The 12,114-nt window shown below is 38.6% G+C and carries 12 protein-coding genes; 2 read left to right on the top strand and 10 right to left on the bottom strand.

Features of this window, described 5'->3' with window-relative positions; genetic code table 11:
* Positions 1-320: 320 nt before the first annotated feature.
* Positions 321-476 carry an Arm DNA-binding domain-containing protein gene (locus AC2CGN_RS05940; RefSeq protein ID WP_484512679.1) on the top strand — a complete coding sequence of 52 codons (156 nt, stop codon included), beginning with the start codon at positions 321-323 and terminating at the stop codon, positions 474-476.
* Here the strand turns inward: AC2CGN_RS05940 and AC2CGN_RS05935 are convergent.
* Positions 424-762 (bottom strand): hypothetical protein, encoded by a 339-nt coding sequence (locus AC2CGN_RS05935; RefSeq protein ID WP_429983965.1) that lies wholly within the window; start codon positions 760-762, stop codon positions 424-426. The two genes, AC2CGN_RS05940 and AC2CGN_RS05935, sit on opposite strands and share 53 nt — an antisense overlap.
* A 350-nt stretch (positions 763-1,112) precedes the next feature.
* Here AC2CGN_RS05935 and AC2CGN_RS05930 point away from each other — a divergent pair, with 350 nt between their 5' ends.
* Positions 1,113-1,979 (top strand): pentapeptide repeat-containing protein, encoded by an 867-nt coding sequence (locus tag AC2CGN_RS05930; RefSeq protein WP_429981381.1) that lies wholly within the window; start codon positions 1,113-1,115, stop codon positions 1,977-1,979.
* A 46-nt stretch (positions 1,980-2,025) separates the two neighbouring features.
* On the opposite strand, the gene AC2CGN_RS05925 is transcribed toward AC2CGN_RS05930, so the two are convergent.
* The 9 genes from AC2CGN_RS05925 to AC2CGN_RS05885 form a co-directional block, all read right to left on the bottom strand.
* Entirely contained in the window at positions 2,026-3,741 is a 1,716-nt protein-coding gene (locus tag AC2CGN_RS05925) for an FTR1 family iron permease (RefSeq protein ID WP_484512677.1), read from the bottom strand.
* Positions 3,716-4,975, bottom strand: coding sequence for an iron uptake transporter deferrochelatase/peroxidase subunit (efeB, locus tag AC2CGN_RS05920; RefSeq protein WP_283871964.1), 1,260 nt, complete (start codon positions 4,973-4,975; stop codon positions 3,716-3,718). Before efeB ends, AC2CGN_RS05925 begins: the two co-directional genes overlap by 26 nt.
* A gap of 6 nt (positions 4,976-4,981) precedes the next feature.
* Positions 4,982-5,851, bottom strand: coding sequence for an iron uptake system protein EfeO (efeO, locus tag AC2CGN_RS05915; protein ID WP_484512674.1), 870 nt, complete (start codon positions 5,849-5,851; stop codon positions 4,982-4,984).
* A 163-nt stretch (positions 5,852-6,014) separates the two neighbouring features.
* Entirely contained in the window at positions 6,015-7,214 is a 1,200-nt protein-coding gene (locus AC2CGN_RS05910) for an MFS transporter (RefSeq protein ID WP_484512672.1), read from the bottom strand.
* Between the two features lie 11 nt (positions 7,215-7,225).
* Positions 7,226-7,645, bottom strand: coding sequence for a MarR family winged helix-turn-helix transcriptional regulator (locus tag AC2CGN_RS05905; protein WP_286926454.1), 420 nt, complete (start codon positions 7,643-7,645; stop codon positions 7,226-7,228).
* A gap of 386 nt (positions 7,646-8,031) precedes the next feature.
* Positions 8,032-8,976 (bottom strand): nuclease-related domain-containing protein, encoded by a 945-nt coding sequence (locus AC2CGN_RS05900; protein ID WP_429981377.1) that lies wholly within the window; start codon positions 8,974-8,976, stop codon positions 8,032-8,034.
* A 176-nt stretch (positions 8,977-9,152) separates the two neighbouring features.
* Positions 9,153-10,160, bottom strand: coding sequence for a FecCD family ABC transporter permease (locus AC2CGN_RS05895; protein ID WP_484512670.1), 1,008 nt, complete (start codon positions 10,158-10,160; stop codon positions 9,153-9,155).
* Complete coding sequence (locus AC2CGN_RS05890) at positions 10,153-11,154, bottom strand: FecCD family ABC transporter permease (RefSeq protein WP_484512668.1); 1,002 nt, start codon at positions 11,152-11,154, stop codon at positions 10,153-10,155. Before AC2CGN_RS05890 ends, AC2CGN_RS05895 begins: the two co-directional genes overlap by 8 nt.
* Before the next feature lie 23 nt (positions 11,155-11,177).
* On the bottom strand, positions 11,178-12,104 hold the full coding sequence (locus tag AC2CGN_RS05885; RefSeq protein ID WP_484512666.1) for an iron-hydroxamate ABC transporter substrate-binding protein: 927 nt from the start codon (positions 12,102-12,104) through the stop codon (positions 11,178-11,180).
* Positions 12,105-12,114: the final 10 nt, after the last annotated feature.

Genomic DNA, 12,114 nt, shown 5'->3' with positions numbered 1-12,114 from the left:
AAAATAAAGAAGAAAACTAAAAAAAACATCCGGTCCTGCACCCCTAAGTCAAAAATCTAACTTTAGGGGTGTTTTTTATATGGCGAAATACAGTGAAGAATTCAAAATAAATGTGGTGTGAACATATGAAAGGTCCTTCAGGTTAGCGAAAAAACATGACATACCAAATCATTCGGAAATAAAGCGTTGGGTACGTGCCTATAAAGAAATTGGAGAGGTTGGATTACGTAGAAAAGTAACAAAACAGACATACTCTATTCATTTCAATTTTTGTAGGAAGGATAGAGGGCCTGCAAGAAAAAGTGAAGGGACGGCCACCTATGACTATATGGATGTTTCGGCATAAGTATTATGATTCTACCGGAAAGCATTGGAAGAAGAAAAAAAGCGGCTTTAAAATAGAAAAAGCAGCATTGAAAGCGCTCATGGAAGTAAAGGCTGCAACGCTGCGCGGTGAAACAAAACATATAGGATAACATTTTGAGGGTATCCTATACTCTGTAAATGCTCTGGTAGTAAGGAGACCTTTTCTAATGTTTCCTTTACAAAATGATCATTCACTAGCTGATTATGAATGATTGCTTCCATGACTTCATAGATTTCCTCGTTATAACGAAGAGAATAATCATTTTTAGGCATACAAATAATGATAAAATCCTGGGCATCTGCTAAATGCAGCACCTTCTCTGGGATTTCAGGTAAAACAATCCCAACATAATATAAGATTAGACCTAATTCCCCAAGATCATGTAAGTGCTGAATCGTTTCACATTGTTCATCAACACTATTCCGAACAGAACCTAAAAAGAGCTAATCACAAGCTCCTCCGCGCACGTATGAATAATTTTAGAAAAGAATCCTCCTTCTGAAACTTCTAATACTGATAAAAGAAGAGACTGTTCAATGAAGATTATTTTTACTGTCCGCTCCTCTAAATGAAGGCAATTGCAAGACTTCCTTTACCGTTAATCCAATTTAAGTCACCGCTATCTTTTCTATAAATTCTCTTGTAAAACAAAACAGACATTCCTGTAAGGTCTTTGTCCCTAGAGCTGACAGAAATATAGTGGTAGAATAATCTATAAGTTTATAAATAAGTGAGGAAAATAACGATGTCCAAGGTAAAAAAAATAGATGACTCATTTGGAAAAAAGATACGTGAAAATCTTCAGGCCGATTGTCAAAATTGTTTTGGATTATGCTGCACAGCTTTAAATATTGTTGCTTCCAGCGATTTTGCGATGAATAAACCTGCTGGTATCCCCTGTCAAAACTTACAAACTGATTTTAGCTGCCAAATTCATGGTAATCTTAGGGACAAGGGGTTGAAGGGATGTACCGTTTTTGATTGCTTAGGGGCAGGACAAAAGGTTTCGCAAACAACCTTTCGTGGACAGGATTGGCGCCAGTATCCTACACATGCTGACACAATGTTTCAAGTGTTTCCAATTATGGAGCAATTATTTGAGATGATTGCTTATATTGCAGAGGCATTATCCTATACGGTTGACCCTCAGTTATATAATAGGTTACTTGAACAATTAGAAAAACTTCAATTTGCTACGGAATTAGATGCAGCAACCTTATTAACAATTGATATTCCTAATTTTAGAATGCCTGTTAATATGTTATTGCTAGAAACAAGTACGGAAATTCGTCAACGCTTTATTAAAACAGCCGGTGGAAAAACGTCTCGAAAGTATAGCTATCAAGGGGTTGATTGGATGGGCAAAAATTTAAAGGGCAAGGATTTACGTGCTATAGATCTAAGAGGAGCTTACTTAATTGCAGCTAATCTTCAGCAGGCTGATCTACGAATAGTCGATTTTATCGGTGCTGATTTACGAGATGCTAATTTACGAGGAGCTGACCTTTCTACAGCTATGTTTTTAACTCAAATGCAGATTAATTCTGCCCAGGGAGATAAGCAGACAAAATTGCCTTCTCACTTAAAACATCCTACTCATTGGCTTCATTAATAAGAAAAAGGTAGATGAACGAGTATTCCTTCATCTACCCTACTATTTATTTTTGTTTCTTTTTATAAATAATTGTTGCTACAACTAGTAACAGTAAAATTGCTTGTCCAAGCATGGTTTCAATCGTAGGATAGAATCCTATGATGCTAACCACAGGCAAGCCATCTACAATTGTTGTTGATACAGTATCTCTTAATTGGAGCGTATGCAGACTAACACCAATAATTTTAAAGGCCAATACATAAATTAACACAGTTGCCACGGCGAAGAATTTATGAATCGGAATTTTTCCACTTGCTTTAAATAATACAAGAGCAAAGATTGCCAAAATAAGAAGAGCTACCACAATTCCTAGCACAAATTGTGAGGTTTCCATTTTTGGAGCAATCCCTGCATAAAATACAAGAGTTTCTGCGCCTTCACGGAAAACGGATAAGAAGCTAATGGTTGCCATGGCAAAGACAGAGCCACTGGAAATAGCACTACCTATTTGTTTAGAAATATAGCGATTCCAGCTTGCAACACTTGATTTACTATGCAACCAGATTCCGACACCAATCATCATAGCCGCAGCAAGTAAGCCTACATAGCCTTCCATTAATTCCCGATTTGTATCAATAGTTGCTGAGTTCAGAATAGTTGACATTAGGATCGCCGCTACAGCAGACAACAGGATACCAACAAATGCTCCAACATAAATCCATTTGCGCATCTTCTTTTGTCCTGATTTATCTAGGAATGATACCAAGGCCAAGATAATCAGTAGCGCCTCAAGTCCTTCGCGAAGTAATATTAGTGCTGCATCCCATATTGTATAATCCGAATCACCTTGAATAAGCTCGATTTCGGTATGGAAATTTTCTAACTTTTTTGTAATGGCTTCTTTATCAACAGCGGATTTTAATAAATCACTCGCAATAATGGGCATATCACTTTCAATTTTCGTATAAAGACTACCATTTCTTGTTGAGATTTCTATTTCAATACTTGGCCATACTGTAATAAATTCACGAATTTTCTCAGAAGCTGCCTTAAAATCCCCAGCTTCAATGAAATCATTAGCTTCATCAATATAAGCAATTAATGTAGCCAAAGAAAATTCTCCTTCTACTACTTCCGCTGTTTCTTTTCCTGCCACAAAATCATTTATCGTTTGCTTTAAATCTGCAAATTGAGACTGCATTAGATTAATATCAGGCTCTTCAGCAGAAATAGAGATACGCAGAAATGCCATTTGTGTTTCAATTTGCCCATACATTGCAATACTTTGCTCACGTACAGGTCGCTCACTTTTATTCCATTTTATATTAAAATCCTTGTAGGCTTCATCTATAGCCTGAACGTCCCCACTGGCTAAAGCTTTTTCAAAGTCTGCTATGATTGGCTTCATCTTTTGTCCAAACTCTACACGCTGTGCCGCTTCGTCTACAGGATTTTCAAGTTTTTCTAAGTTTCGTAGTGCATGTGACAGTGCAGAAAGTGCCTCCAAACGTTCATTTTTTGAAGTTGCTTCCGTTGCTTGCAAAAGAATCTCATCGACCTTTACCTTCGCCTCTTTTTGCTCTGAAGTGACCTCAGCCCAGTCTGTGGCAAATTGTTCAAGTGCCTGCTTTGCCTCAGTTTCATTATCCTGCTTTGTATTCATCAGTGCATCACTAATTGCAATATATAAATGACTATAGGATTGCGCAGCTTGCACTGGTACAGCTAATGACAGGATTAAACAAATAATCAAACTACAGCGCGTTAAAAAGTGCTTCACCTAAATAACTCCCCTTTTGTACACCAGGGAAGCATGCAAACACAGCACTGCCTCGATGGGTAATGTATTCATTCATTTTATCCATTCGTCCTAAACTATTTTGAATGGCTGTAAATTGTGCTGGGTCTTTTTGAAAGGAAATGAATATTAGCCCTGCATCATGTGCACCAGTATTTGACATAACACCTGATGCATAAGAATAAGAGCGACGTAAAATACGGGCACCTGATTTCCGTGCCAAATGTACATGCGATGTATCTGGCATAATATATTCACCCTTACTATCCTTTGCCTCGACATCGAAATCATCAAATTCCTTTGTTTTTCCAAACGGAGCACCACTATCACGATAGCGCCCAAATGTTGCTTCCTGATCCTTTAAAGATGTACGATCCCATGTTTCAAGATGCATTTGTACTTTACGTGCAATTAAATAAGAGCCACCTTGTAGCCAGCCTTTATCAACCCAAACAACCTCATTTAGATCTTTCTCATCTGTAATCGCTGGATTCACAGTGCCATCCTTAAATGCAAAGAGATTTCGTGGTGTTCCTCCACCAGCAGGAAACGAGTTAAAGCCTGCTTGAGACCATTTAATTTCTACCTTACCAGAGGCTGCACGAACTAAATTACGTACTGCATGGAATGCCACCTGTGGGTCATCTGCACAGGCTTGAATACAAAGATCTCCACCCGTAAATTCTTTTTGTAGCTGATCTTTCGGGAAATGTGGTAAATCCTTTAACTCCGCTGGCTTCAGATGCTGGATACCAAGCTTCTCAAACAAAGAGGGACCTGCACCGATTGTAATGGATAAATTGGAAGCATCTAAGCCATCCGCTTCCCCAGTATCGCCTGTTGGAACTCTAGTATTCGTTGTTAAATCAACCATTAATTCACCATTCATTAAACGTACAACAAGAGGTGTCCATAGTTTGAACAACTCTTGAAGGTCTTTCTTAGATGTAAATAAAACATCCAAAGAAGCAAAATAAATATTAGTTTGAACAGGCGTAGTAATGCCCGATTGATGCTTTCCGTAGAATTTAACTTTATTGCTAACAGTAGTGCTGTCTGCAACAGGCTCAAAGACATCATAGCCCATTACTTTCATAACACCACCTAAGCCAGAGGCACCGATTGCTGCACCTGCAACACCAATACCTGTAAGTTTTAACATTTCACGTCTAGATATTTTTTTATCGATCCATTTTTCATCGTTTGACGCTGTCATTATATATCACTCCAAAATAATGCCCATTTGACTTAATGGTTCACCAAGTTGATTAACAGCTGCCGCAAGTGCCTTTGTATTTTCCTCCGTTAACTCCTCATAGGAAACAAAGCCACCATCAGCTGTTGCATGCTGTGCTAATAAGTCATCCACCGCTTTGAATTTTTCATCTAATGTTGCTACTAGCTCTTTGTCTTTCGCCTCTAATTTAGGACGTAGAATTTCAAAGATTTTTTCTGCGCCTTCGATATTAGCCTTAAAGTCATAAAGGTCAGTATGAGAGTAGATTTCTTCTTCACCAGAGATTTTTGATGTTGAAACCTCATTTAATAAATCAACAGCACCAGTGATCATTAAATCTGGTGTCACTTCTACTGTTTGAACTAATGCATGTAATTCCTTTGCATCTGCTAATAATTGATCTGCAATTGCTTCAAAGCCTGCTGTTTTATTTTCTACCCATAGTGCATGTTCAAGCTTATGATAGCCCGTCCATTCTTCCTCACCTTTACCTTCTTCTTGAATATCGGCTAAACGACCGTCGATTCGTGGGTCAAGGTCACCAAAGCTTTCTGCGATTGGCTCAGAACGCTCGAAATACATACGTGCTGGTGCATAAACTGCTTTCGCCCCTTCAATGTCACCCGCTTTAAATAAATTCACAAATTTTTCAGTTTCTAGTAGGAATTGATCCATCTGCTCTAAAGCAAACTTTTGATAGGCTGATAGTTCTGCAGATAAATCCACTTCTTCTTTTGCCGTCTCTGCTTGTTCTGTCTTTGGCTTTTCTTCTTTTTTTGCTTCATCTGTACTGCCACAGCCGGTCATAATAATACCCCCTGCAACTAATACTGACAATAACGATGTTTTCTTCATGCAAAAATACCTACTTCCGAATTAGTTTATATTGAGAATGATAATGATTATCATATTTGATTGCAAGAAGTATTTTTATTTAAAGAAAAAAACGTCATTTTGTAGTTGAATTTTATACACAACTAGAAAAAAGACGTTTTTTCTACAATATAATGATTCTAATCTATGAAATTCTTGCTTGTTTCAATTTTTCATATTTTCCATATAAGAAATAATAAAGCACAATTGACAATAATATAACAAATATCATTGCGAAAAAAATTGTACTGTAGCCCGTTGAAGGAACAAAGAACCCTAAGAAATATGGACCAACACCTAAGCCTAAATCATACAAAATAAAGTATGTAGATGTCGCAAGTCCTAAACGTTCATTGGGTGTTACCTTAATGGCTATTGCTTGTGCTACAGAATTGAAGTTTCCATAGCCAACACCAATACAAGCAGCAGCGATTAAAAAGGCTATTGTAGTTGTCGCTGAACTAAAGGCATACATACCTATCGCAAAAATCACTAGACAGGGATAAATAATAATATTTGCTCCTCTAGCATCTAATAATTTACCTGTAAATGGACGAGTCGCCAAAATCACAACGGCATAGATAATAAAGAAATAGCTTCCTGCTGTCACCAAATCAAGCTCTTTTGCGTAAAACGTCATAAAGGACATTACACCAGAGTAGGCAAAACCAATAACAAGCGCTACAAACGCAATTGGTAATGCGCGCATCTCAATAAAGTTTGAAACCTTAAAGCCAGCTTTCACTGTTGTTTCTGTTGCTTTCTTAGGTATGAACGGCACTGTTACCATGAAATACATAAAAAAACAAATAATCGCTAAAACTGAGTCAACAGCAAAAATCATACGATAATCCTCAAACAACTGTGTTAAAAGAATCCCAATAAATGGACCAATGGCAGTGGCTAAAATAGCACTTAAACTGTAATAGCCAATTCCTTCACCACGTCGTTCAATCGGTAATATTTGTGCAATAATTGTTCCAGTTGCTGTACTTGCTACACCAAGTGCAATTCCTTGTACTAAACGATTCAGCATTAATAAAGGAAGATTTCCTGCTATAAAATAGGATATTGTTGACAGCATAAATAGTAATAATCCGCAAAACAATGTTTTTTTACTACCCCAGTCACCAATTATACGACCTGTACCAAGGCGCCCAAATAATGTACCGATAATAAAAATACTTGATACTAACCCTGCTGTACTTGTTGAGGCATGGAATTGCTCCACCGCATAGGCTGCAATCGTCACCATTAATAAATAAAAAATTAAGGTAATCGTAAAATTGATAAGGGAGACGATTAAAAAATCCTTTGTCCAAAGTTTCTGTCTTGTTGCTTCCACATTGCTCTCTCCTATTGATTAATATTCATACAAATTCTTGCTAAAACCTGTGTCGCAATTTCAATATCTTGCTGGGGTACACCTGCAAGTGCCTGCTCAAAAAAAGGGCTCAGCTGCGACTTTATCTCCTGCACAAGCTCTTCTCCATACGTCGATAGGTGAACAAGCTTTTCACGCTTATCCTTACCCACTACCGTTTCTACATAGCCCAGCTCCACAAGTTTATGGACAAGCTTCGTTACACTCGGCTTTTCTATAGACATGAAATTAGCAATATCTACAAATGAATGAGGACCTCTATCATTTAAGAAACGAAGTACAGCCCATTGCGAGCTATATAATTGATATGTTTCAAGTTGAACATTCAACTGATTGATAAACGGCCTATACATTAAACGGTATTGATTAAAGAATTCCTGTTCCACCGTCATAAAATCACTTCCTTTACTATTAGTTAGCCTAGCTAACTATATACCTAAAATATTTATTTGTCTAGCAGTGCCTGTTGGAGTATCAGGTAAATGAGCAATTACTTGTGCGGTTCCGCCACTTTTAACGTTCTATCCTTCACTTTGCGGGGTCTATCCGCTACTTTTAAACTTCTATCCTTCACTTCTCACACGCTATCCAACAACTTATGCGGTTCCTCCACTTTTAAACTTCTATCCTTCACTTTGCGCGCTCTATCCGCTACTTTTTAAATTCTATCCTTCACTTCTCACGCGCTATCCAACAACTTATGCGGTTCCTCCATTTTTAACGTTCTATCCCCCACTTCTCGCGCTATCCATCTCTATCCTCCTAAAATTGCAAACACCTACTCCATAATCCAATACTTTCTATGCCTTTTTATCCCCTCTGCTTTCAGAGGTAGTTGCTGCAACAACTTGTATGCCAGGTTTGGAGAATCGATGGCAAAGAACTCGCAAAAGCTTTTATTTGTTAGCTTTGTGCCAACTAATAATCGGTAGTCCTCAAGCGTCCTAATCAAAGCATCACGATCCACTAATCCACATCTTGGGCAAAGCCATTTTTTGTAGTGATACCTTAATGGCTGACCATCCACACAATTTGTACATAACACTCCTTTCACAATATCCCTGAGAGGTACATTAATCTCTCTTTTAACCCTTGTGTGCATAGTCAAGAGAAGGTTGGCAAATCGAAACAAATCTTCTCTTTTCTTTACGCTGGGATGCAGCTCTAACCATTTTTGCATTTGGGAGCGTAATCCCGTCACATGAAATATAGGTTGACCCTTAAAATCTTCTGTCAAGATACCATTCTTCGTTGCCAACACTACGGCATGTAGAATGGGTAAGCTAAGGCGTTCTTGTTGGATCAGCCTTTTCATCCATGCCACATGCCGCTCAAGTTGCTGAAATGGGTCAGACATTCCTTCCACAGTGCCATCTGCTGTTGTCCGTATAAATTGAGCGAAGGATGCATCATAGGAGAGGATTCCTGTGATATTTTTAATTTCTAGGATGAGTAAAAAGTGAGGACAGAGAAAAATGGTGTCCATTTGGTGAGTAGAACCGGCGTGATTTATCACTTGAAAATCATGGAGAATATAATGAGGGGATGGTAAATCTAATTCCTGCCATTCTTCATCAACGCGCTGTTCGCCAGCGAAACCTGCCTGGATGCGTCGTAAATGCTCATAATAATTGAAGTACTGATTGTAGGTTCTAGGCAGTCTCCTTACAATTACCTCTAGTATTTTCTGTAACTCCGAAGTTTGACGTGCTAATAAAATCATTTTTACACCTCCTACCATGATTATACAAAAAAAGAACCTCCACAAATGAGGTTCCTAAAAATTTGAAATACAAAGATCATAAAATAAATATTTCATTATTTTTTTTAGATAAAAAGTACAATTATTTACGCATTCACTATTGTTTGCTATTACCTTTCTGCTTTCTATCTACCGGCTCATACATTCTTCCTTAATAAATACAAAAAGTATGGTGCGCCGATAAAAGCAACAACAATTCCAGCAGGAACGGTTGCTGTCGCAATCGCAACACGTCCAATTGTATCAGCTAGCATCAGCAAGCTCGCTCCAATAAACAATGTCAATGGTAAAAAGAACTGATAGCGTGGACCGACTAGCTGTTTTGCAATATGCGGGGCCATTAAACCAATAAAAGCTATACCGCCTGTTACAGAAACTGCGGCTGCTGCTAGTGCCACGGCTACAATTAATAAGCGTAATCGTTCGCGGCCAATATCCATACCTAGACCAACCGCTGTTTGCTCTGTCATGGCTAAGACATTTAAGACATTGGATTTATAGAAAATATAAGGAATACCAAGCACAAGCCAAGGCACTAAAGCCCAGAAAAATGGCCAATCCGTTCCCCAAACGTTGCCTGCTAGCCATTGCGCAATAAATTGCACATCACTCCGCTCTGCTGAGGAAATTAATACCATCATAACCCCAGATAAAGCAGAGGCTACACCTACCCCTATTAAAATAAATTGAATAGGATGCACACCTTTATTACGTTGATAAGAGAAGAAATATATGCAAAGCGCTGTCAATAAAGCACTACAAAAGCCCACCACTGGTAAAACGTAAGCAAAGTGAGGAAGATCACCGTTTACTAATAGATAAAAGACAGTAATCCCAACACCTGCTCCTGAACTGATCCCAATCATGCCGGGGTCTGCTAAATCATTGCGTGTAACACCCTGCAGGACAGCTCCCGCTAATGCTAATGCCATTCCTGCCGCTGTCAGTACAAACATTCTTGGTAATCGAACGGATAACAATACAAAGGACTCTTTAAAACTACCATCCCCCAGCAAGGTTGGGATAATGCGATCTATTGAAATAGAGGCTGGTCCTAATGAAATGCCCATAACAAAAATCAATAGTGTTACTACAAACCAAGTAAAAAAACATTTTCGTTGTTTTTTGCGACCTTCTTTAAACAAATTGTCGTCCTCCCTTCCGCACTAATAATAGGAAGAATGGAAGACCAAGAATTGAGATAATCGCTACGACTGGCGTCTCAAATGGTGCATTAATCATGCGCCCTGCAAAATCAGCAGTGACCATAAACCAACCGCCAACAATGGCGCTCATCGGTAATACAAAACGGTAGTCTGTCCCTACAAACACACGAACAATATGCGGCACCATTAAACCAACAAATGCTAGATTCCCAACGAGTGCCACGGCAGAGCCTGCTAGAATGACAACAACAAACATCATGATTCCTTTAATCAATGTTGTATTTTGCCCAACACCGACCGCTACTTCTTCATTTAAGCTTAAAATCGTTAATTGACGACTAAAAGCAAATGACAGTAATAGCCCAAGGACAATCACAGGGACAATCAATAAGGCCTGCCATGTTGTGCCAATAAAGCCACCACTTGTCCACATCGATACATCCTTGGAAATTTGAAATAAGATGCCTGTTCCTTCAGCGATCGCTTGTAATAAAGCAGTCACTGCCGCACCTGCTAAAACAAGCCTCAATGCAGAGAAGCCTTTTTTGGTAGAAGCACCAATCCCATAAACGATCATCATGCCAATGCCAGCTCCAATAAAGCAAGCTAAAATTAATGTATAATAGGAGAATTTCGGGATAAATGCCATCGTTAAAGCAAGGGCAGCATTTGCCCCTGCTGTTAAACCAAGTAGCCCCGGATCAGCTAATGGATTTCGTGTAACTCCCTGCATAATCGCCCCCGCCACTGCCAGTGCACTGCCAACAAAAATAGCAGCAATGATACGAGGAAATCGAATTTCACGTAAAATCGTGTAATGCTTGCCACCACTTTGTCCGACAATTGCTTGATAAACATCCTGAATGCTCGTATTCGCTGCACCTAGGCACAGCGAGATACCAGCCGTGCCGATTAATACGAGCAATGCAAGCAATACCTGAAGCCAAAATGGAAACTGTCGAAACTTTGTCATTTGCCTTCGCTACTCTCTACTAATTATTGTAAAAATTTCTCTTCAAAGAACTTCAGTTGATGTTCTAATGTAATCGGGTCGTTGAAATAAAAGGCATTCGCATTCACTTCAAATAAGTGACCATTTTTCACCGCTTTTAAATCTTTAAACCATGTTGCATCTGTAAAAGAATTATCTTGGTCTTGGAACATACTGAAAATCACATAGTCACCTGCATAGTCCCCTAAAACTTCTTGAGAAATAGCATAATATCCCGGCTCTAAAGCAGTTTCTTTTACTTTCTCAGGCATTTTCAAGCCCATTTCTTGATATAAAATCTCTGTTCCACGACCCCAGTTATCGCCATAAATATAAAATTGTTTATTAAAGTTTTCTGCCACTGTTACAGTCGCATCTTCACCAATTTTTTCTTTGATTTTTTTACCAGCTTCTGCTGCACGTGCTTTAAAATCTTCTACCCATGCTGTTGCTTCTTTTTCTTTGTTCACGACTTTTCCGATTTCAATAAATTGCTGTAAATAATCCACTTTTCCATACGTAAATAATACAGTAGGTGCAATTTCGGATAATTTATCAGCATTTTCAATACCATTTAAGCCAATGATTAAATCTGGCTCTAACTCAAGAATTTTTTCAATATCTGTGTTTTCAATAACGACTGCATCTTTAATGGCATCTTCGAAGTTTGGATTTTTGGCTGCCCATGCATCCACACCAACAACATTCACATCTAGCTGTAATAAATCCCCTACAAAAGAAGATAACACGACTACACGTTTTGGGTTTGCTGGAACTTCAATAGGACCTGCCTCAGATTGATATGTGATTGTTTCTGCTGAAGTTGCTTCTTTTGAGCCTTCATCAGCCTTTTCAGTTTTCTCTTCTTTATTGCCGCACGCCGCAAGGACTAGTACGAGCATCATAAACATTGGTAATAACCACTTTTTCATTGTCATTCTC

The organism is Lysinibacillus sp. DFXJR4 (genome assembly GCF_057196045.1).
This window is presented reverse-complemented; position numbering and strand designations above follow the sequence as displayed.